17 protein-coding genes are annotated in these 21266 nt (G+C 70.8%); 3 read left to right on the plus strand and 14 right to left on the minus strand.

What is annotated here, in order from left to right; genetic code table 11:
• Positions 1 to 21 precede the first annotated feature (21 nt).
• The 10 genes from AC3DE3_RS01180 to AC3DE3_RS01225 all read right to left on the minus strand — a co-directional run bounded on the left by AC3DE3_RS01180 (position 22) and on the right by AC3DE3_RS01225 (position 11139).
• On the minus strand, positions 22 to 1122 hold the full coding sequence (locus AC3DE3_RS01180) for a M24 family metallopeptidase (protein ID WP_488368707.1): 1101 nt from the start codon (positions 1120 to 1122) through the stop codon (positions 22 to 24).
• Positions 1119 to 2246, minus strand: a complete 1128-nt coding sequence (gene aroB, locus AC3DE3_RS01185) for a 3-dehydroquinate synthase (RefSeq protein WP_488369086.1) — start codon at positions 2244 to 2246, stop codon at positions 1119 to 1121. The genes AC3DE3_RS01180 and aroB overlap by 4 nt, the downstream gene beginning before the upstream one ends.
• 47 nt (positions 2247 to 2293) lie before the next feature.
• Positions 2294 to 2842, minus strand: coding sequence for a shikimate kinase (locus AC3DE3_RS01190; protein ID WP_488368708.1), 549 nt, complete (start codon positions 2840 to 2842; stop codon positions 2294 to 2296).
• The gene (aroC, locus tag AC3DE3_RS01195; protein ID WP_488368709.1) at positions 2839 to 4053 is read right to left on the minus strand and encodes a chorismate synthase; all 1215 of its coding nucleotides are present in this window, start codon (positions 4051 to 4053) and stop codon (positions 2839 to 2841) included. The genes AC3DE3_RS01190 and aroC overlap by 4 nt, the downstream gene beginning before the upstream one ends.
• Positions 4054 to 4099: 46 nt before the next feature.
• Positions 4100 to 4939 carry a shikimate dehydrogenase gene (locus AC3DE3_RS01200; RefSeq protein WP_488368710.1) on the minus strand — a complete coding sequence of 280 codons (840 nt, stop codon included), beginning with the start codon at positions 4937 to 4939 and terminating at the stop codon, positions 4100 to 4102.
• On the minus strand, positions 4929 to 6101 hold the full coding sequence (locus AC3DE3_RS01205) for an endolytic transglycosylase MltG (RefSeq protein ID WP_260487603.1): 1173 nt from the start codon (positions 6099 to 6101) through the stop codon (positions 4929 to 4931). The genes AC3DE3_RS01200 and AC3DE3_RS01205 overlap by 11 nt, the downstream gene beginning before the upstream one ends.
• Positions 6102 to 6194: 93 nt before the next feature.
• Positions 6195 to 6698 carry a Holliday junction resolvase RuvX gene (gene ruvX, locus AC3DE3_RS01210; protein WP_260487604.1) on the minus strand — a complete coding sequence of 168 codons (504 nt, stop codon included), beginning with the start codon at positions 6696 to 6698 and terminating at the stop codon, positions 6195 to 6197.
• The gene (alaS, locus tag AC3DE3_RS01215) at positions 6695 to 9355 is read right to left on the minus strand and encodes an alanine--tRNA ligase (RefSeq protein WP_260487605.1); all 2661 of its coding nucleotides are present in this window, start codon (positions 9353 to 9355) and stop codon (positions 6695 to 6697) included. The genes ruvX and alaS overlap by 4 nt, the downstream gene beginning before the upstream one ends.
• A gap of 203 nt (positions 9356 to 9558) precedes the next feature.
• Positions 9559 to 9705 (minus strand): hypothetical protein, encoded by a 147-nt coding sequence (locus tag AC3DE3_RS01220; RefSeq protein WP_162845690.1) that lies wholly within the window; start codon positions 9703 to 9705, stop codon positions 9559 to 9561.
• An 81-nt stretch (positions 9706 to 9786) separates the two neighbouring features.
• A complete protein-coding gene (locus tag AC3DE3_RS01225) occupies positions 9787 to 11139 on the minus strand; it encodes a replication-associated recombination protein A (protein WP_396119243.1) in 1353 nt (450 codons plus the stop codon).
• Positions 11140 to 11313: 174 nt separating this feature from the next.
• Here AC3DE3_RS01225 and AC3DE3_RS01230 point away from each other — a divergent pair, with 174 nt between their 5' ends.
• The gene (locus AC3DE3_RS01230) at positions 11314 to 12618 is read left to right on the plus strand and encodes an alkaline phosphatase family protein (RefSeq protein ID WP_260487607.1); all 1305 of its coding nucleotides are present in this window, start codon (positions 11314 to 11316) and stop codon (positions 12616 to 12618) included.
• 61 nt (positions 12619 to 12679) lie between these two features.
• Here AC3DE3_RS01230 and aspS read toward each other — a convergent pair whose 3' ends face one another.
• Positions 12680 to 14482: an aspartate--tRNA ligase gene (gene aspS, locus AC3DE3_RS01235; protein WP_260487608.1), complete on the minus strand. Its 1803-nt coding sequence runs from the start codon at positions 14480 to 14482 to the stop codon at positions 12680 to 12682.
• 233 nt (positions 14483 to 14715) lie between these two features.
• Between aspS and ypfJ the strand changes: the two genes are divergently transcribed.
• Positions 14716 to 15633 (plus strand): KPN_02809 family neutral zinc metallopeptidase, encoded by a 918-nt coding sequence (ypfJ, locus tag AC3DE3_RS01240; protein WP_488368711.1) that lies wholly within the window; start codon positions 14716 to 14718, stop codon positions 15631 to 15633.
• A gap of 30 nt (positions 15634 to 15663) precedes the next feature.
• On the opposite strand, the gene hisS is transcribed toward ypfJ, so the two are convergent.
• Together hisS and AC3DE3_RS01250 are read right to left on the minus strand one after the other, a co-directional pair.
• Complete coding sequence (gene hisS, locus AC3DE3_RS01245) at positions 15664 to 16944, minus strand: histidine--tRNA ligase (RefSeq protein WP_488368712.1); 1281 nt, start codon at positions 16942 to 16944, stop codon at positions 15664 to 15666.
• A gap of 44 nt (positions 16945 to 16988) precedes the next feature.
• A complete protein-coding gene (locus AC3DE3_RS01250; RefSeq protein WP_260487611.1) occupies positions 16989 to 17654 on the minus strand; it encodes an MBL fold metallo-hydrolase in 666 nt (221 codons plus the stop codon).
• 207 nt (positions 17655 to 17861) lie between these two features.
• On the opposite strand from AC3DE3_RS01250, the gene AC3DE3_RS01255 reads away from it, so the two are divergent.
• Positions 17862 to 18785, plus strand: coding sequence for a peptidylprolyl isomerase (locus tag AC3DE3_RS01255; protein WP_488368713.1), 924 nt, complete (start codon positions 17862 to 17864; stop codon positions 18783 to 18785).
• Positions 18786 to 18902: 117 nt separating this feature from the next.
• Here the strand turns inward: AC3DE3_RS01255 and AC3DE3_RS01260 are convergent, their stop codons facing one another.
• On the minus strand, positions 18903 to 21266 hold the full coding sequence (locus tag AC3DE3_RS01260) for a RelA/SpoT family protein (RefSeq protein ID WP_260487613.1): 2364 nt from the start codon (positions 21264 to 21266) through the stop codon (positions 18903 to 18905).

Genomic DNA, 21266 nt, shown 5'->3' on the forward strand with positions numbered 1-21266 from the left:
GAATGGTCGTGGGTCGGTCCCTCAGAGCACCCTGAGAGCCTTCGACGTGGTGGTCAGGGACCTTCCGCCTCCGCCGGTGACGGCTACGGTGTCCTCGATTCGGATCCCGCCGAGGCCCGGGAGGTAGATCCCCGGCTCGATGGTGATCACATCGCCGTCGGACAGTGTACTCGTGGACCGGGTGGACACCGCGGGCGCTTCGTGTACGTCCAACCCCACCCCGTGCCCGAGCGAATGTCCGAAGAGGTCGCCGAACCCGGCGTCGGCGATGAGGTCCCGACTCACGGCGTCGAGATCCGCGCACGGGACGCCCGGGCGGACGGCCTCGACGCCCGCCACCTGTGCACGGCGGACGATCTCATAGGCATCGAGCAGGCGGTCCGGGGCGGTTCCGAGAGCGACGGTGCGGGTGCAGTCGGAGGCGTATCCCGACACAGTGGCGCCGAAGTCCACCACCACGAGGTCGCCGTCGGCCAGGACCCGGTCGCCGGGAACGTGGTGCGGGTGCGCGCCGTTGGGGCCGGAGGCCACGATCGTCTCGAAGGCGACCCCGTCCGATCCGGCCCGCCGCATCGCGTGCTCGAGATCGGCCGCGATGTCCCGTTCGGTCCGGCCGGCGATCACCAGGTGCTGCTCCAGCACATGGGTCCACGCCTCGTCGACCACGGTGCACGCTCGTTCGATGAGCGCGAGTTCGTCAGGGTCCTTGGCGCGGCGCACCTGCTCGACCAGTCCGCTCGTCTCCACGATCCGCGCGCCTGCTCCCCCGGTTGCCGCGAGCACCCGGCGCAGCGCCGCCGCGGCGGAGAGGGTCAGCTGATCCGCCTCGACGGCGAGCGGGGCGTCGGCGGGTCCGCGGCTACGGCCGAGGACGCCGGCGACGTACTCGCGTGAGATCACGTGCCCCACGTCCGGGGCCTGCTCGACGACCTGGAGTTCGTACCGGGAATCCGTGCAGAGGACCGCCTCGCCGTCGCCCTCGACGAGCACGGCCCCACCCGACCCCGAGAACCCCGTCAGGTAGGCGATGTTGCGGGGATCGGTCACCAACAGTGCGTCGGCACCGACACCCGGGAGGGCGGCGGCGACGGCGCGACGCCGGGGGGCGAGACGCTCGATCACAGCAGGATCCCTCCCCCGCTGGGCTTGCGACCCTCCGAGATGGTCGCGTAGGCCGCGGTCATCAGCGACGGGTCCGGGGCCTCCATCCGCGAGGGGCGGGCCAGTCCGTCCAGGACCACCAGGCGCAGGAAACCCGAGTGGTTCTTCTTGTCGCCGGCCATCAGCTCGAGCAACCGCGGGAAGGCGTCCTCGTCGTACCCGGTGGGCAGGCCCAGCGAGGCCAGGACGGCGGCGTGCCGGTCCGCCGTCGCGTCGTCGAGACGACCGGCCAGCCTGGCGAGCTCGGCGACGAAGCACATGCCCACGCTGATCGCCGCGCCGTGCCGCCAGCGGTACTGCTCCCGCCGCTCCACGGCGTGGCCGAGGGTGTGGCCGTAGTTGAGGATCTCCCGCAGGCCGGACTCCTTGAGGTCCTGGCCGACCACGTCGGCCTTGACCTGCACGCTGCGGCGGATGAGTTCGACGATCGTGTCGCCGCCCGGGTCGAGGGCGGCCTCCGGATCCGCCTCGATGAGGTCGAGGATCCGTGGATCGGCGATGAAGCCGCACTTGACCACCTCGGCCATCCCGGAGACCAGTTCGTTGCGCGGGACGGTCTCGAGGGTCGCGGTGTCGATGAACACGGCGGCCGGCTCGTGGAAGCTGCCGACGAGGTTCTTCCCGGCGTCGGTGTTGATCCCGGTCTTGCCCCCCACCGCGGCGTCGACCATCGCGAGCAACGTGGTGGGGATGTGCACCACCCGCACTCCCCGCATCCAGGTGGCGGCGACGAAGCCCGCGAGGTCGGTGGCCGCACCGCCGCCGAGGCTCACGATGGTGTCCTTGCGGTTCAGTCCGATCTGTCCCAGGACGTCCCAGCAGTAGCCGGCCACGGCGAGGTCCTTGCCGGCCTCCGCGTCCGGGATCTCGATCCTGTGGGCGTCGATGCCGGCGTCGGCGAGTTTCTCACGCAGCGCCTCGGCGGTCTGGGCCAGCGGGGGCTGGTAGAAGATCGCCACGGTTCGCGAGGACGAGCACGCCTCGAGGATCTCCGGGAGCAGGCCCCGGCCGATGACCACGGGGTACGGGTCCGCGGCGCGCACCTCCACGATGACGGGCTCGGTGGTGTTCTCGTCCTGGTTCATCTGCTGCTCCCGCTCATCGCTGGTGTTCCTACGCGTCTGGTCATCGGTCACGTCCGGCCGGCGCTCCGCAGGTGCGGGTCGCCGGATTCGAGCCTGTCGACGATGTCCGTCACCACCTTGCCCGAACTGCGTCGCTCGGTGCTCACCGTGGTCCAGGCGACCTCCCGGTACAGCGGGGACCGTTCGGTCAACAGTGCCTGGTACCGGGCCGTGGCGTCGCCTCCGGCGAGCAGGGGACGACCGGGCCCCCGCGACCGGCGCACCCCCTCAGCCACCCCGATCGTCAGGTGGACGACGCGGTGGCCCCGTAGGTGTTCCCGGGTCGCCGCCGACAGGACCGCCCCGCCCCCGAGGGACAGGACGCCGTCGAACGAGGCGAGGGCGTCACCGATGATCCGCTCCTCGATCCCACGGAAGTACGGCTCGCCGTCGGAGGCGAAGATCTCGGGGATCGACCGGCCCTCGGCCTCCTCGATCAGGTGGTCGGCGTCCCGGAACGGTACGTCCAGTCGCCGGGCGAGCTTGCGGCCGATGGTCGTCTTGCCGGCACCGGGCGGCCCCACGAGGACGGCGACCGGTCGTGCCGGATCGCTCATGCCTCGTCCGTCGCCCAGTCCAGCCGCTCGGCGACCGCGTCGAGGTAGCCCCCGACGTTGCGACGGGTCTCCGCCAGCGAGTCACCACCGAACTTCTGCAGGACGGCGCGGGCCAGCACGAGGGCGACCATCGACTCCGCGACGACGCCGGCCGCCGGCACCGCACACACGTCCGAGCGCTGGTGGATGGCCGTGGCGGCGGAACCGTCCTCCATGTCCACCGTGCTCAGCGCGCGGGGGACGGTGGAGATCGGCTTCATCGCCGCCCGGACACGCAGGGGCTGACCGTTGGTCATGCCGCCCTCGAGGCCCCCGGCACGGTTGCTGCGGCGCTCGACTCCGTCGTCCCCGCGGACCATCTCGTCATGGGCCACGCTGCCACGGCGGCGCGCGGTCTCGAACCCGTCTCCGACCTCGACACCCTTGATCGCCTGGATCCCCATGAGGGCGCCGGCCAGCTGGGCGTCCAGCCGATCGTCGCCGGAGACGTGGGAGCCGAGGCCGATCGGGAGTCCGTGGACGACCACCTCGACGACGCCGCCGAGGGTGTCGCCGGCCTTCTTCGCGGCCTCGATCTCCGAGATCATCGACTCGCCGGCCGCGGTGTCGAAGGCCCGGACCGGGCTGGCGTCGATCGCCTCGAGGTCGGCGTGGGTCGGTTCGGGACCGACGTAGGGCTCGGAGGCGCCGATGGAGATGACGTGGGAGAGCACCTCGACCCCGAGGACGTCCCGCAGGACCGCGCGGGCCACCGTTCCGGCCGCCACCCGGGCAGCCGTCTCCCGGGCGCTGGCGCGCTCGAGCACCATACGGGCGTCGTCGAAGTCGTACTTGAGCATCCCGGAGAAGTCGGCGTGACCGGGCCGCGGGCGGGTCAGACGGGCCGCGCGGGCCTTGTCGTCGATCGCCTCGGGGTCGACGGGGTCCGCCGACATGATCTGTTCCCACTTGGGCCACTCGGTGTTGCCGACCTCGATTGCCACGGGCGATCCCATGGTCCGGCCGTGGCGGACCCCGCCCAGGACCCGGACGGCGTCGGCCTCGAACTTCATCCGCGCCCCGCGGCCGTAGCCCAGGCGGCGGCGGGCGAGCTGCGAGGCGATCTCGTCGCTCGTCACCTCGACGCCCGCGATGACGCCCTCGACGATCGTCACGAGGGCCTGGCCATGCGATTCTCCGGCAGTGGTCCACTTCAGCACGTCGCTGATCATCCCACGCCCCCGCGGGTGCGGGAACATCAGGCCCGCCGCGGGCCCGTCACCGGCCGAGGACTCCCGACAGGGCGGCCGCCATGGCCTCGCGCGGCGCCGGCATCCCGGTGAAGAGTTCGACCTGGCCGAAAGCCTGGTTGAGCAGCATGACGTCCCCGCCCACGACCGGCACCCCGGCCCGCGAGGCGACCGCGCCGGCAACGGTGGGCCAGGGGTCGTAGAGCACGTCGAACAGTCGCCGGGCGTGTGCCACCAGATCGGTGAGGTCGCGGACCCCCGGCTCGGGCACGGTGTTGACCAGCACGTCGGCGCGAGAGATCTCCCCGGGCAGCGAGGGGTCGGTCAACAGGACGGTGTGGACGTCCAACCCGAGGGCCCGGCCACACTCGGCCGCGGGGCCGGCGTTGTCGCGCCGGGACGCCAGGACCACGCGTGTGGCGCCGGCCTCGGCGAGGCCCGCCAGGACGGGGCGGGCGGTCCCGCCCACGCCGAGGACGACCGCGGTGGGCGCCGGGGGCAGATCCCCGAACGCGGCGAGTGCCCCGGTCACCCCGTCGACGTCGGTGCAGTCGGCGAACCAGCCGCCGGCACGCCGGACGAGCGTGTTGGCGCTCCCGACGATCCGGGCGCGCTCGCTCACATCGTCGGCCGAGGCGAGGGCGGCGAACTTGCCGGGCATCGTGACCGAGTACCCGATGCGGTCCGCGGGCGACGAGGCGACCACCGACGACAGACGCTCGGCGTCACAGTCGATGCGCTCGTAGGTCCATCCGTCGAGCCCGAGGGCCCTGTACGCGGCGCCGTGCAGGACCGGGGACAGCGAGTGGTCCACCGGGTGGCCCAGGACGGCGGCCGACCGTGGCGGACCCGCGGGGTCAGCGCCCACTGGCCAGGACCCCGTTGGCGATGGCCTCGCTCTGGTACCGCTCGTGCTCAGGGTAGTCGTCGGCGAAGCGGGTGGTGCCCTGCATGTCTACGGTCACGAAGTACTTCCACCGGCCCTCGGCCGGGTTCTCCATCGCGCGCAGTGCGTCGAGGCCGGGCGAACCGATGGGCCCGTAGGGCAGGCCGTCCATCGCGTAGGTGTTCCAGGGGGTGACCGCGGCCCGGTCGGCGTCGGTGGTGGCGATCTCCTGGTCGGCGAGGGCGTAGTTCACCGTGGAGTCGAACTGCAGTTGCATGGGCTCGGCGAGGCGGTTGAGGATGACCCTGGCGACCTTGTCGAAGTCCTGCAGCATGCCCTCCTTCTCCACCAGGGACGCCGCCGTGACCACCTCGTAGGGGGTGAGGCCGATCCGACCGGCGGCCGGGACGAGCCCCGTCTCGTCGTAGGCGGCGGTCGAGGCGTCGATGAGCTGGCGCAGGATCTCGACGGGCTCGGACTGCGGGTTGATGTTGTGGACGCCCGGGGCGATCAGGCCCTCGAGCCGACGGACCGGGTCCGGGGCGCCCCGGACCTCGTTGATGGCCCAGTCGGGGACGCCGAGCTCCACCGGATCGGCCTGTACGGCCGCGTCCACGATCTCCTGGGGCTGCCGACACGACGTCGGGGCCCCGGGATCGTCCAGGTCACGCAGGCATGTGGCGTCGGCGATCAGGGTGAAGATGCCCTTCTCCCTGCCGCCGCCCACCACGACGGTGTCGAGCAGCCTGCCGCCCGGCTTGACCTCGATGAAGCCGACGCGGTTCTGCGGGTCCGAGAGCGCCTCCACGGCCGCGTCGGCGCTCATCTCCTGCCGGACCTGGTAGTAGCCGGGCTGGATGCCCTCGACGGGTGTGCCCGCCGCGGCGCCGGTGAAGGCTCGCGTGCTGGCGACGGTGCCGATCTCGTACAGGCGGTCCCCGACGACACCCAGGGTGTCCCCCGGTTCGACGTGCAGGAGCGCGTTCCCGCTGCCCTGCCCCTCGAAGTCCGGCGCCGCCGCGACCTCGGTGTTCAGATTGCGGTAGACCATCACGCCAAAGGCGAGGACCACCCCGATCACGGCCGCCAGGAGGATGAACCTCGTGGTGGCTCCGGTTCGTGAGCGTCCTCGTGCCGCAGACATCGTGCTCCTCGGTGATGGTGTCAGGGGAGCTGTCCTGCGGACAGCATCGTGCTCGTCGGCGAGTTTATCCAGGTTGGCCGCCCAGGGGGTCGTTCATCGCCGGGCGTGCCGCGAGTCGATCCAGGCCTGGAGCAGGACCACCGCGGCCGCCTGGTCGATCACGTCGCGTTGTCTGCGGGTGTTGCGGCCGGCGCCGTGGAGCGCGTTGCTCGCGGTCACGGTGGTGAGGCGCTCGTCGACGAGATCCACGGTCAGGTCCGGCGCCCCGGCCGTCAACGCGGCGGCGAACGAGCGGGCCATCGCGGTGGACGCGGTCTCCCGGCCCTTGAGCGAGGTGGGTAGCCCGACCACCACGCCCACGGCGTCGTACTCCTCGACGAGTGTGGTGAGCCGTCGGAGTTCGGCGGCCCAGCCGGGGTCGCCGTCGGTGACCCGGATGGTCTCGACGGGCGTGGCGAGGATCCCGTCGGGGTCGCAGGATGCCACGCCGATGCGGGCCGTGCCCACGTCCAGGCCGAGCCGCCGACCGCGGGTCCATCCGCCGCCGGGCGTGGCGGGCCCGGCCGGATCGGCCGGTGCGCCCGGGGCGTCGGTCATCCGGCGTCCCGCACGGCGTCGCGCAGTGCCGTCACGGCCGCGTCGATGCCGGCCGGGTCGGATCCCGCGCCCTGCGCCATGTCCGGCTTGCCGCCGCCGCGGGCACCCAGTGCCGGCGCGATGGCCTTCACGAGATCGCCGGCCTTGAGCCCACGGTCCTGTGCGGCGGAGCTGACGGCGATGACGAACGGCACCTTGTCCTGGCCGGGGGCGGTGAGGAACACGACCCCGGCGTCCGAGCCGAGCCGTCCCTTGAGATCGGAGGCGAGGGTGCGCAGGTCACCCGCGGCGCCGCCGGGCGTGCTGTGCGCCAGGAACCGGATGCCACCGAGGTCCTCCGCCGAGTTCAGCAGGTCGCCGGCCTGGGCCGCGAGCTGGGAGGTCCGCAGGGACTCGAGTGCCTTCTCGGCTTCGCGCAGCTTGGCGGTGAGGGCGGCGACGCGGTCGGGCAGCTCGTCGGTGGGCGCCTTGAGCGAGGCCGCCAGGCCGGACACGAGCGCGCGCTCGCGGGCCTGGTGGCGGTAGGCGTCCATGCCGACGTAGGCCTCGACGCGCCGGATGCCGGAGCCGACGGAGGCCTCCCCCAGCAGGCTGACGGGTCCGATCTGCGCGGAGCTGGCGACGTGGGTACCGCCGCACAGCTCCATCGAGAAGGGTCCGCCGATCTCCACCACGCGGACCCGCGAGCCGTAGTTCTCGCCGAACAGGGCCATGGCGCCCATGCGCTTGGCCTCCTCGAGGGTGGTCTCGACGGTGTTGACCCCGTAGTCGGCGTCGACCGCCGCGTTGGTGATCTCCTCGACCTGGGCGAGGACGTCGGAGGGGATCGAGCCCGACCAGTTGAAGTCGAACCGCATGTATCCGGGCTTGTTGAGCGACCCTGCCTGGACGGCCTCCGGGCCGAGGATCTGCCGCAGTGCGGCGTGGACGAGGTGGGTGGCGGAGTGGCCCTGGGTGGCGCCCTTGCGCCACTCGGGGTCGACGGCGGAGGTGACGAGCTGACCCGCCTCGGCCTCGCCGCCGGTGAGGACGCCCTTGTGCACCCAGAGCTTCTTGCCGATCTTCTGGACGTCGTCGACCCGCATCTGGAACCCGGCGGTGGAGATCATGCCCCGGTCGCCCAGCTGGCCACCGGACTCGGCGTAGAACGGGGTGCGGTCGAGCACGAACTCCACCGCGTCTCCCTCGCGGGCGACGTGGACGGCCGCTCCGCCGGAGACGATGCCCAGCAGCCGCGACTCGTCGGTGAGGTCGGTGAAGCCGGTGAAGACGGTCTCCCCGGCGTCGAGGAAGTCACGGTAGACGGACAGGTCGGCATGGGCGTGCTTCTTGGCCCGGGAATCGGCCTTGGCGCGGGCCCGCTGCTCCGACATCAGGGAGCGGAAGCCCTCCTCGTCGACCTGCAGTCCGGCCTCGGACGCCATCTCGAGGGTGAGGTCGATCGGGAAGCCGTGGGTGTCGTGCAGGGCGAACGCCTGGCGGCCGGTGAGCACCGCCGCGCCGGAGGCCCGGGCGTCGGAGGCGGCGCGCTCGAACAGCTGCGTCCCGGACTCGAGGGTCTTGAGGAACGCCACCTCCTCGGCCACCGCGATCCGCTCGATCCGGTCGTACCCTGCGACCGTCTCGGGGAAGGACGGGCCGATCGCCTCGCGGACGGTGGCCATGAACTCGGCCATCGTCTCGCCGGTCGCGCCGAGGAGTCTCACGGACCGGACGATGCGACGCAGCAGGCGTCGCAGGATGTAGCCGCGGCCCTCGTTGCCGGGTGTCACGCCGTCGGAGATGAGAATGTAGGCGGTGCGAGCGTGGTCGGCGATGACCCGGAAGCGCACGTCGGCGGCGCTGTCCGCCCCGTACCTCGCGCCGGACAGCCGCTCGGCGGTGTCGATGACCGGACGCAGCAGGTCGGTCTCGTAGACGTTCTCCACGCCCTGGAGCAGGAACGCGACACGCTCGACGCCCATGCCGGTGTCGATGTTCTGCTTGGGCAGTGGGCCGAGGATCTCGAAGGCGTCCTTGCCGCTGCCCTCGCCCCGCTCGTTCTGCATGAACACGAGGTTCCAGATCTCGATGTACCGGTCCTCGTCCGCCTCGGGCCCGCCCTCGACCCCGTAGGCGGGGCCCCGGTCGTAGAAGATCTCCGAGCACGGTCCGCACGGTCCGGGCACGCCCATGGACCAGTAGTTGTCCGCCATGCCGCGCCGCTGGATCCGCTCCTCGGGCACCCCGATCACGTCCCGCCAGATGCCGTGGGCCTCGTCGTCGTCGAGATAGACGGTGACCCACAGCAGCGCCGGGTCGATCCCGAACCCGCCGTCGTCGACCGACGAGGTCAGCAGCGACCACGCGTGCCGGATGGCGCCTTCCTTGAAGTAGTCGCCGAAGGAGAAGTTCCCGGCCATCTGGAAGAAGGTGTTGTGGCGGGTGGTGATGCCCACCTCCTCGATGTCGAGGGTGCGCACGCACTTCTGGATGGAGGTCGCCGTGGCGTACGGCGGGGTCTCCTGGCCGAGGAAGTAGGGCTTGAACGGCACCATCCCGGCGTTGACGAACAGCAGGTTGGGATCGTCCAACACCAGCGACGCACTGGGGACCTCGGTGTGACCGGCCCTGACGAAGTGGTCGAGGAAGCGGCGCCGGATCTCATGGGTCTGCACTGGGGGCCTCACTGGTCGTCTACTGGTGGTCTCGGGCGAGGTCCCAGCCTACCGCCGCGTCCGGACGGGACCGGGAACGAGGTGGGTGGGGCACGCGGGTACGACGACGACGGGGTGGGCGGCCCGGACACGACTGCGGGCGCCCATCCGGCCGAACCGGTGGATGGGCGCCCGGTGCCGGACGTGCCGTGCGTGACGTGGGATCAGCGCGGCATCGGGGGCAGGATGATGCCGAAGTTCGCGGCGGTGATGAACGCCTCCTGGGGCAGGAGCCCCATGCTGTGCGCCCCCGTGCCCCAGACCCCGATCGAGGTCGCGACGCTGACGAGTGTGGACAAGAGATAGGCCATGTTTCCTCCAGAGTGAGCGGCGTTGTAAGAGTGCCTGGTCGAGCACTTATTAACGATACTCACATATTTCTCAAGGACTGGCTACGTCTTCGTTCGGATGATCTTGCGTAGCTTGTCCACCCGCGACGCGAGCTCCCTCTCGTGTCCGTGGGAGCTCGGTTCGTAGTAGTCGCGGCCCACCAGCTCGTCGGGCGGGTACTGCTGTGCCACGACACCGGCGGGCGCGTTGTGGGCGTACCGGTAGCCCACTCCGTTGCCCAGGCCCTTCGCCCCGGCGTAGTGCCCGTCCCGGAGGTGCTTGGGCACCTCGCCCACCCCGCCGGCGCGTACGTCGGACATGGCGGCGTCGACGGCCGCGATGACAGCCTTGGACTTGGGCGCGGTCGCGAGGTGGATGGTGGCCTGGGCGAGCGCGAGCCGACACTCCGGCATTCCGACCTTCTGCACGATCTCTGCGGCCGCACTCGCCGCCAGCAACGCCGTGGGATCGGCCATCCCGATGTCCTCGCTGGCGTGGACCATGAGGCGGCGCGCGATGAACCGCGGGTCCTCCCCCGCCACCAGCATCCGCGCCAGGTAGTGCAACGCCGCGTCCACGTCGGAACCGCGGATGGATTTGATGAACGCACTGGTGACGTCGTAGTGCTGGTCACCGTCGCGGTCGTAGCGCACCGGGGCCGCGTCCAGGCTGAGCTCGACGACCTCCGGCGTCACCACACCGTCCTCGGCCGCCCCCGCCGCCGCCTCGAGGATGGTGAGACTCCGCCTGGCGTCGCCTCCCGAGAGCCTGACGATGTCCTCCAGCGCCGCGTCGGTCAGCTCGACCCCGCCGGCCAGACCCCGTTCATCGTCCACCGCGCGGTTCAGGACGGCCGCGACCCCCCGGTCGTCCAGGCCCTGGAGCTCGGCGATGAGAGATCGACTCAGCAACGGGGCGATCACGGAGAAGTGGGGGTTCTCGGTGGTCGCGGCGACCAGCAGGACGATCCCGTTCTCCACCGCGGCGAGCAGCGCGTCCTGCTGACTCTTGGAGAACCGGTGCACCTCATCGATGAACAGGACCGTGCGCTGGCCGTGGACCTGGCGGGTGCGGGCGTCGTCGATCACCGCCCGGACGTCCTTGACCCCGGCGCTCAGGGCCGACAAGGCCACGAAGTGTCGTCCCGAGGTGCTCGCGACCAGGTTCGCGAGCGTGGTCTTCCCGGTTCCCGGCGGACCGTAGAGGATCACCGAGGAGCCACCCCGCCCCTCCACCAACCGCCGGAGCGGGGAGTTGGGCCGGAGCAGGTGCTCCTGGCCTATCACCTCGTCGAGCGTGCGTGGCCGCATCCGCACGGCCAGCGGAGCCGAGGGGTCCACGGTGCCCGACGCGGGCGGGACGGGCCCGTCGCCGCTCGCGTCCCCCGCGGCGAACAACCCAGCATCATCTGTCACGCCGACCAGGCTACCGGCGCGCCATGACTGGACCCCGGGTGAACATTCGGGGACCAATCACCCCAAGTCCCGGCAGGCCTCGTCGTCGTCGGGTTCTCTTGTCACCAGGTGTGTCACGGTCCCCGCCGGGAACACCACCCCCGCCGACCACGATCCCCGGAGGACCCCCACCCCATGTGCCGCGACGACCACCCCATCCACGGCTCCACGTTCACGCGGCGCGAGGCGCTCGCCGGCGCCGGCATGGTCGCCGCCGCCGGCGCGATCGGGGTGACCCTGCTCGCCGACCCGGCTCCCGTGTGGGCCACCCCGGCCCGCCCGGTCGCCGACGACCTCGACGTCTACGTGATCGTCACCGACGGGATGCGGCCCGACGAACTCAACCCCGCCCAGTCCCCCACCCTGCACCGGTGGGCCACCGAGGGGACACGGTTCACCGCCGCCTCCTCGGTGATGATCGCCGAGACCCTGCCCAACCACGCCGCCATGGTCACAGGGGTCCTGCCCGCGCGCAACGGGGTGCCCGCCAACACCGTCTGGGACCACGCACTCGGCGACGAACGGACCCTCGACCGCCCCGACGACCTGCGGGCGCCCACCGTGCTGGACCGCATCCGTACCGAGGCGGGCCTGACCACCGCGAGCGTGCTCAGCAAGGACTACCTCCACGGTCTGTTCGGTGGCCGCGCGAGCGTGCAGTGGGCGCCCTTCCCGCTGGTCCCGATCACGGACCACTCGCTCGACTGGTTCACCGTCGAGGCGCTCAAGCAGACCATCACCGATCACGCTCCGCGGATGACCTTCGTCAATCTCGGGGACATGGACCGCTTCGGGCACATGGACCTGTCGGGGACCTCACTGCGCCTGGCCCGCAACCAGGCGGTGTACAACTCCGACCACAAACTGTGGGACCTCGAGCAGTTCCTCCGGGCCACCGGCCGCTGGGAACGGTCGGTGCTCATCGTGCTCGCCGACCACGGTATGGACTGGTCCGAGCCACTGCGCCTCATCAGCGCCGCCGGCGCGATCGACGCCGACCCGGCGCTGCGCGGCCGCGTCGGGATCGCCCAGAACGGGGGTGCGGACACGTTCGCCCACCTCGGGCCCGCCGGGGACCGGGACGCGACGCTGGCACGGCTGCGGGAGGTGGTCGGAGCACTCCCGGGGGTCAACCGCCTCTACGACCCGGCCGAGCTCGACCTGGGCGACCGGGGCGGCGACCTCGTGGCCACCTGTCACCCGGGTTGGCGGTTCTCCGACCCCACCCCGTTCTCCAACCCGATCCCCGGTAACCACGGCCACGAGGTGACCCTTCCGATCCCATTCTTCATCGGCGGCGGGCACCGGATCGTCCGACGCGGTGGCGTCGTCGACCGGCCGGTGCGCACCCTCGACGTGGCGCCGACCGTCGCGCGCCTGTTCGGCCTCGAGCACTCCGGTATGGACGGGCGCCCGGCGCTCGAGGCGTTCCACCTCTGACCAGACCGCCCCGGTCCGGGCCCGGTCCGGGCCCGGTGCGGGCCCCGCCCTGCGCCGGGACCTACTCGGCCGCGGCCGGCTGGGCCTGGGTGGCCTGTCCGCGCTGGATCGGCTTGGCGTCGATGCCGGACTCCTTGCGCTGCTGGGGGGTGATGGCCGCGGGGGCGTCGGTGAGCGGGTCGACCCCGCCGCCGGACTTCGGGAACGCGATGACGTCCCGGATCGAGTCGGTGCCGGCGAGCAACGCGCAGATCCGGTCCCAGCCGAAGGCGATCCCACCGTGCGGCGGGGCGCCGTAGGAGAAGGCGTCGAGGAGGAACCCGAACTTCTCCTGCGCCTCGTCCTGCGAGATCCCCATCACGCCGAACACGCGCTCCTGGACGTCCTTGCGGTGGATACGGATGGACCCGCCACCGATCTCGTTGCCGTTGCACACGATGTCGTACGCGTAGGCCAGGGCCGAGCCCGGATCGGTGTCGAAGGTGTCGAGGTGCTCGGGCTTCGGCGAGGTGAACGCGTGGTGCACGGCGGTCCACGCACCCGAGCCCACCGCGACGTCACCGGCGGCGGTGGCGTCGTCGGCCGGCTCGAACATCGGGGCGTCGACGACCCAGGTGAACGCCCACTTCTCGGGGTCGATCAGGCCGAGCTTGGACGCGATCTCACCGCGGGCCGCGCCGAGGAGTGCGCGGGTGGACTTGACGGCCCCGGCGCCGAAGAAGATGCAGTCCCCCGGCTCGGCACCGACGTGCGCGGCGATGCCGGCACGCTCGGTGTCCGAGAGGTTCTTGGCGACGGGACCGCCGAGCTCGCCGCCCTCACCGACGAGGATGTACGCCAGGCCCTTGGCGCCGCGCTGCTTGGCCCACTCCTGCCAGGCGTCGAGCTGGCGACGCGGCTGAGACGCCCCGCCCTTCATGACGACCGCCCCGACGTAGGGCGCCTTGAACACGCGGAACGGGGTGTCGGCGAAGAACTCGGTGCACTCGACCAGTTCGATGTCGAAGCGGAGATCCGGCTTGTCCGAGCCGTAGCGGCGCATCGCCTCGTCGTAGGTCATCCGCGGGATCGGCGTGGTGATCCGGTAGCCGGCGGTGGCCCACACGTCGGTGAGGATCTCCTCGGCGAGTGAGATGACATCGTCCTGGTCGACGAAGCTCATCTCCACGTCGAGCTGGGTGAACTCGGGCTGGCGGTCGGCCCGGAAGTCCTCGTCGCGGTAGCAGCGTGCGAGCTGGTAGTACTTCTCCATCCCGGCCACCATGAGCAACTGCTTGAACAGCTGCGGTGACTGCGGGAGGGCGTAGAACGTGCCCGGCTGCAGGCGCGCGGGCACGAGGAAGTCACGCGCCCCCTCGGGGGTCGAGCGGGTCAGCGTGGGCGTCTCGATCTCCACGAAGTCGTGGCGCGCCATGACGTTGCGGGCGGCGGCGTTGACCTTCGACCGCAGGCGCAGTGCGGCGCCCGGGCCCTCGCGCCGCAGGTCGAGGTAGCGATGGCGCAGACGCGCCTCCTCACCGACCTCGTCGTCCAACTGGAACGGCAGGGCCGCGGCCTCGCCGAGGACCTCGAACGAGGTCACGTCGATCTCGACCTCACCCGAGGCGAGGTTGGGGTTCTCCGACCCCTCCGGGCGGCGGTCCACCACGCCGGTGACGGCGACGCAGTACTCGTTGCGGAGGCGGTGTGCGCGCTCGGCGACCTCCTCGGAACGGAACACCACCTGGCATACGCCGGTCGCGTCGCGGAGGTCGACGAAGATGACCCCGCCGTGATCCCGGCGGCGCGCGACCCAGCCGGCCAGGGTGATGGTCTCCCCTGCATCGGCGGCTCGGAGCTGGCCGGCGGAATGGGTGCGCAGCACTGCGGTTGTCCTCTCGTCGGGAAAAGGTGTGCGGTCGGCGAACGCCAGAGCGGACCCACCGCGTCGTGAGCGGTCGGCCCCGGGTTCGGACGAGGCACAGTCTACGTCCCCCCTCGGCCGTTCCCCGTGTCGGATGCGGCCGCGGCTCGGCGCCCCATACAGTGATCCCGGAGCATCGCGGTGGTGCGGCATGCCCGGGTGGACCGGCGGCCCCGCGGACGAGAGGCGGCGACATGACGTTCCGGCAGGGTGGGCGGCTGGACACCAGCGGGGTCTCCGGCGGGGGACGCGGAGGCCGGGGGGGACGTCGGGGGATGGCGGTCGGCGGCGGTGTCGGAGGCCTCGTCGTCGTCGTCATCGCGCTGTTCCTGGGCGTGGACCCGGGCCAGCTCGGCCTGGACTCCGGAACCGGGGGCGGCCAGGGACAGTCCACGGACTCGGCGCAGCGGTTCCAGGCCCACATCGACCAGTGCGACCTGCAGCAGGCCAACACCGACACCATCTGCCGCATCGTCGCCACCACCGAGAGCCTCGAGGACGTGTGGAATACCCAGTTGCCCGACCAGATCGGGATGCGCTGGGTCCAGCCCCACACCAACATCTTCACCGGCGCCATCGACACCGGATGTGGCGCGGCCTCCTCCGACATCGGGCCGTTCTACTGCCCGGCCGACGAGAACGTGTACATAGACCCCGCGTTCTTCGACCGGGTTCTCGTGGGCCAGCTCGGTGGATCACCCTCCGGTGCGGCGCAGATGTACGTCGTCGCCCACGAGTTCGGCCACCACCTGCAGACCATGCTCGGGGACATCCGCCGTTCACAGCAGGACCCGCAGGGTCCTTCCTCGGGCGCGGTCCGGGTCGAGCTCCAGGCCGACTGCTACGCCGGGCTGTGGGCCCACTACGCCACCTCGACCCCGGCGCCCGACGGCGGCCCTCCGCTGCTCGAGAGCCTCACCGGGAGCGACGTCGACGCGATCATCCAGACCGCCGAGGCGATCGGCGACGATCACATCCAGCGCTCCGGCGGAGCGCGCGTCGACCCGGGCTCGTGGACCCACGGGTCGTCGGAGATGCGCCGGCAGTGGTTCCTGACGGGCTACGAGCAGGGCTCGATGCAGGCCTGCGACACGTTCCGCGCGCAGCTCTGAGCTGCGGTCGGGGTCACCGGCCGCTCGGGGTCAGCGCGCGACGGCCCTGGTCACGTGGTCGACGACGGCCTCCAGGGGCACGGGCTCCTGGTCGCCGGTGGCCATCGTCTTGACGACGGCCGTGGAGGTGGCGAGCTCGTCCTCCCCGACGACGACGGTGACCGCCGCCCCGGAACGGTCCGCCGCCTTGAAGGCCCCCTTCATACCGCGGTCCCCATAGGCCATGTCCGCCCGGAGTCCGCTGCGACGGAGTTCGGCGAGCAGGGGTACGAGCACCGCCTTGGCCCGGGCGCCGAGCGCCACGCCGTACACGTCCACGCGCCCCTGCGCCGCGGGGTCGATTCCCTCGGCCTGCAACGCGAGCACCGTCCGGTCCACGCCGATGCCGAATCCGATCCCCGACAACGCCTGGCCGCCGAGCTGCTCCATCAGACCGTCGTACCGGCCGCCGCCGCCGATCCCGGACTGCGCGCCCAGGCCGTCGTGGACGAACTCGAAAGTCGTCTTGGTGTAGTAGTCCAGACCCCGGACCATGCGGGGATTGACCTCGTACGCGACGCCCAGCGCGTCCAGGTGCGCCCGCACGGTCCCGAAGTGCTCGGCGCTGGCGTCCGACAGGTGATCGATCATCAGCGGCGCGTCCTCGAGCTGGGCGCGGACGTCCGGGCGCTTGTCGTCGAGCACACGCAGCGGGTTGATCCGCGCGCGCTCCCGGGTGGCCTCGTCGAGGTCGAGACCGGAGAGGAAGTCCTGGAGGCGGTCCCGGTAGGCGGGGCGACAGGTCTCGTCACCCAGCGACGTGAGCTCGAGGCGGAATCCGGTGAGGCCGAGCGAACGGAACGCCTCGTCCGCCACCGCGATGACCTCGGCGTCCAGCGCCGGGTCGTCGACGCCGATCGCCTCGATGCCGACCTGCTGGAGCTGGCGATACCGGCCGGCCTGGGGGCGCTCGTACCGGAAGAACGGGCCCGCGTAGCAGAGCTTGACCGGGAGCTGGCCGCGGTCGAGTCCGTGCTCGATCACGGCACGCATGACCCCGGCGGTGCCCTCCGGGCGCAGGGTGACGCTCCTGCCGCCCCTGTCGGAGAACGTGTACATCTCCTTGGACACCACATCGGTCGACTCCCCGACCCCCCGTGCGAACAAGGCCGTGTCCTCGAAGACCGGCAACTCGATGTGCCCGTACCCGGCGCGCCGCGCGGAGGAGGTGATGGCCTCCCGCACCGCCACGAACCCGGCGGACGCCGGGGGGACGTAGTCGGGAACGCCCTTGGGAGCCTTGAGCGCGGTCTTCTTCTCGGTGCCGGTCACTGGTGAGTGGTCCTTGGGTCTCGAGGGTGGGGAAGCTGGTCGGTCTAGAGGTCGCGCAGGAACGGATTCGAGCGCCGCTCGCGACCGATGGTCGTGGAGGGCCCGTGTCCCGGCAGGACCACGGCGTCGTCGTCCAGGACGAGGAACTTCTTGGCGATGGACTGCATCAACACCTCGGTGTCGCCCGCCGGGAGGTCGGTGCGACCAACGCCGTCCTGGAACAGTACGTCCCCGCCGAGGACGACCATCCGGGGTCCCTCCTCGGTCTCGACCGTGATCCGGAAGGACACGGAACCGGGACTGTGGCCCGGAACGTGGTCCACGTCGAAGGTCATCGATCCGAATCGCAGGGTGTCGCCGTCGAACACCTCGACGACCTCGGCCGGTTCGGTGAACGTGACGCCCTTGAGCATCGCCGACAGGTCGAGGGACAGCCCCTTGCCCGGGTCGGCGAGCATCGCCCGGTCCTCGGGGTGGATGTAGGCGGGGACCCCGTAGTGGTCCGCCACCTGTTGTGCGTTCCAGATGTGGTCGAGGTGCCCGTGGGTGAGGAGAACCGCTCGAGGCCTGAACCCGGACTCGGAGATCTGTCGACGGACCTGCGCCTCCGAGTCCTGCCCCGGGTCGACGATCACACAGTCACCGGCGTCGTCACCGACGATGTAGCAGTTGGTCTGGAACATTCCGGCGGGGAAACCGACGATCTGCACGTCCCGAACTCCCTTTCTGATGATGGTCGACGCCGTCCGGCGTCCCGTGGCGGGTCAACGGGGCCCGACACCGGAGTGGCTTTCAGCCGTCATCGCCCGACCTGGTAGACAAGGACCCTGGGCTGGACCGCCCTGGTGACTCCGTCGAGGAGCCCACCGTGGGTCCGCCCGACCGTTCCAGCCTAGTCCAGGTCCCCAGGAGGGTCAGTGTCCACCAACCAGGAACGCCGAGCCGAGGCGCGCCAACGCCTGCGCGAGCAGATGGAGGCGCAGGCCCGCCGCGAGAAGCAGCTGAAGATCGCGGGGGCCGCGATCGTGGTGGTGGTCCTCCTCGGCATCGTGGGCGTGGTGGTCTGGAACAAGGCGGAGCAGGCCCGGGCCGAGGAGTACGCCGCCAACTGGGTCACCTGCGAGTACGCGGAGGACAACGCCCCCAGGGAGAAGGTCGACCCGGCGGAGTTCGAGGATCAGGGGCCGGAGATCGTCGCCGAGGCGCGACGCTTCAACGAGCAGATCGACGAGGTGGAGAAGTCCAAGCGCGAGGTCGACCCCCCGACCGGAGATCAGCCCCGGCGCGGTACTGCCGAGATCACCATCACCACCGGTAAGGGGGAGATCCCTCTCGTCCTCGACCGTGAGGGTGCTCCGTGCAACGTCGCGAGCTTCGTGCACCTGGCGCAGCAGGAGTACTTCGACGACACCGAATGTCATCGTCTGACCGTGGGCGGGGAGGGCTCGCAGCTCTCGGTGCTGCAGTGTGGTGACCCGACGGGGACCGGGCTCTCCGGTCCCGGCTACATGATCACGGACGAGCCGCCCACCGACCTGGCCGTGGACGAGAGCGGTTCGGGGATGTCGATCTATCCCCGGGGAACCGTCGCCATGGCCAAGTCGCAGGCACCGAATAGTGCCGGCAGTCAGTTCTTCCTCGTGTACGAGGACTCCATGCTGCCGCCCGAGTACACCGTCATGGGGACGATCGGTGAGGAGGGTCTGGAGGTCCTCGACGAGATCGCCGAGGCGGGTACGAAGAGCGACGACCAGACGAAGCCGGACTACGAGACACCGCGTCGGCCCGTCGTCATCGAGAAGGTCACCGTCGGCGCCCAGGAGGGCCTGCCCGAGGAGTGACCCCACGTCACCGGATCACCGGCCCCGGCCTCCAGGCCGGGGCCGGTGTCGTCTCCGGTGCCACCCGGTCGACCTCGCCCTCGGTGCGACCAGGACACCTGGTCCGGGTCCGCTGCCCTAGTTCGAGGTCATGCGGTAGACGTCGAAGACGCCCTCGACCTTCCGGACCGCACCGAGGACGTGGCCCAGATGCTTGGGGTCGGCCATCTCGAAGGTGAATCGGGAGATCGCCACCCTGTCGTCGCCCGCGGTCTGCACCGAGGCGGACAGGATGTTGACCTTCTCGTCGGCCAGGACCTTGGTGATGTCCGACAGGAGGCGATGGCGGTCGAGGGCTTCCACCTGGATGGCCACGAGGAACACCGCGCCGGGCTGGGGCGCCCACTCGACCTTGACCAGTCGCTCCGGTTCCCTGTGCAGGTCGGAGGCATTGGTGCAGTCGGTCCGGTGCACGCTGACCGAGCCGCCGCGCGTGATGAAGCCCAGGACCTGGTCACCAGGGACAGGGGTACAACAACGGGCGAGCTTGGCGTGGACGTCCTCCACGCCGCCGACCAGGACTCCTGCACCCGAGGTGGTGGTCCGCGGCGGGGTGATGGTCTTGTCGCGGGAGCGGTCGGCCAGTTCCTCCGTGACCTCGTCCACTCCGCCGTGGGCGGCGACCAGACGGCCCACCACGGTCTTCGCCGAGACATGGTTCTCACCGATCGCCGTGTAGAGCGCGGTGACGTCCGCGAACCCGAGCTCGCGGGACACCCCGGCGATCGACTCGTTGGAGAAGATGCGGTGAACCGGGACACCGCCGCGGCGGACCTCCCGGGTGATGAGGTCCTTGCCCCGCTCCAGGGCCTCCTCACGGCGTTCCTTGGCGAACCACTGACGGATCGAACTCTTGGCACGGCCCGAGACCACGAACTTCTGCCAGTCCAGGCTGGGGCCGGCGTTGAGGTCCTTGGAAGTGAAGACCTCCACCACCTCGCCGTTCTCGAGCGGGCGCTCGAGGGCGACGAGTTTGCCGTTGACCCGCGCCCCGATGCACCGGTGGCCGACCTCGGTGTGCACCGCGTAGGCGAAGTCCACGGGTGTGGCGCCGACCGGCAGGTTGATGACGTCTCCCTTGGGGGTGAAGACGAAGATCTCTTTGCTGGTCATCTCGAAACGCAGGGAGTCCAGGAACTCACCGGGATCCGCGGCCTCACGCTGCCAGCTGAGCAGCTGGCGCATCCATGCCATCTCGTCGACCTCGGCGGGGTCGCCGTTGTGCTTGCCGCGGGTCTCCTTGTAGCGCCAGTGCGCCGCGATGCCGTATTCCGCGTTGCGGTGCATCTCGTGGGTACGGATCTGGATCTCCAGCGGCTTGCCGTCGGGGCCGATCACGGTGGTGTGCAGCGACCGGTACACGCCGAAGCGCGGCTGGGCGATGTAGTCCTTGAACCGACCGGGCATCGGCTTCCAGGTCGAGTGCACCACTCCGATCGCGGCATAGCAGTCACGCACGTCCTCGCAGAGGACGCGGATACCGACGAGGTCGTGGATCTCGTCGAACTCCCGGCCCCGGACGATCATCTTCTGATAGATCGACCAGTAGTGCTTCGGACGACCCTCGACCCGCGCCTGGATGTGGGCCTTCTCGAGGTCCGTCCGCACCCGGTTGGTCACGGTGCCCAGGTAGACGTCGCGGCTGGGGGCCCGGTCGGCCACGAGCCGGACGATCTCCTGGTACTTCTTCGGCTCGAGGATCGCGAAGGCGAGGTCCTCGAGCTCCCACTTGATGGTCGCCATACCCAGCCGGTGTGCGAGCGGGGCGATCACCTCGAGGGTCTCGCGCGCCTTCTTGACCTGCTTCTCGGGTGGCAGGAAGCGCATCGTGCGCATGTTGTGCAGGCGGTCGGCCACCTTGATCACCAGGACGCGCGGGTCGTGAGCCATCGCGATGATCATCTTCCGGATGGTCTCCGCCTCGGCGGCCTCGCCGAACTCGACCTTGTCCAACTTGGTGACGCCGTCCACGAGGTGGGCGACCTCACCGCCGAAGTCCGCTTCCAGCTGGTCTAGTGAGTACGCGGTGTCCTCCACCGTGTCGTGCAGCAGTGCCGCCACGAGGGTGGTGGTGTCCATGCCCATCTCGGCGCAGATGGTGGCCACGGCGAGCGGGTGGGTGATGTAGGGGTCACCGGACTTGCGGAAGACGCCCTCGTGTTGCTTCTCGGCGAGGGTGTAGGCCCGCGCCAGCAGGCCGACGTCGGCTTTGGCGTGGTGGATGCGGTGGACCCGGACCAGCGGTTCGAGGACGGCCGGTGTGGAGGTCACGGTCAGCCCGGAGGTGAGGCGTCGTGCCCACCGGGCCCGCACCCGCCGTCCGGCGGACGGGCGGTTGCCCGGGATCACCGGGAGCGGTTGGGTCGAGGGCTGGGGTTGGGCCTTCTGTCCGAGGGGTGCGCCCCGGTCCGGCTGCCCGGCGGGGTCCTGCCGTTGCGTCAT

Source organism: Dietzia sp. IBK-p2-16D (assembly GCF_057773085.1).

Coding starts and splice junctions, on each gene's coding strand:
- aroB (WP_488369086.1), bottom strand. CDS start 2,246: ATGAACCAGGACGAGAACACCACCGAGCCCGTCATCGTGGAGGTGCGC.
- AC3DE3_RS01190 (WP_488368708.1), bottom strand. CDS start 2,842: ATGAGCGATCCGGCACGACCGGTCGCCGTCCTCGTGGGGCCGCCCGGT.
- aroC (WP_488368709.1), bottom strand. CDS start 4,053: ATGATCAGCGACGTGCTGAAGTGGACCACTGCCGGAGAATCGCATGGC.
- AC3DE3_RS01205 (WP_260487603.1), bottom strand. CDS start 6,101: ATGTCTGCGGCACGAGGACGCTCACGAACCGGAGCCACCACGAGGTTC.
- ruvX (WP_260487604.1), bottom strand. CDS start 6,698: ATGACCGACGCCCCGGGCGCACCGGCCGATCCGGCCGGGCCCGCCACG.
- AC3DE3_RS01220 (WP_162845690.1), bottom strand. CDS start 9,705: ATGGCCTATCTCTTGTCCACACTCGTCAGCGTCGCGACCTCGATCGGG.
- AC3DE3_RS01230 (WP_260487607.1), top strand. CDS start 11,314: ATGTGCCGCGACGACCACCCCATCCACGGCTCCACGTTCACGCGGCGC.
- ypfJ (WP_488368711.1), top strand. CDS start 14,716: ATGACGTTCCGGCAGGGTGGGCGGCTGGACACCAGCGGGGTCTCCGGC.
- AC3DE3_RS01260 (WP_260487613.1), bottom strand. CDS start 21,266: ATGACGCAACGGCAGGACCCCGCCGGGCAGCCGGACCGGGGCGCACCC.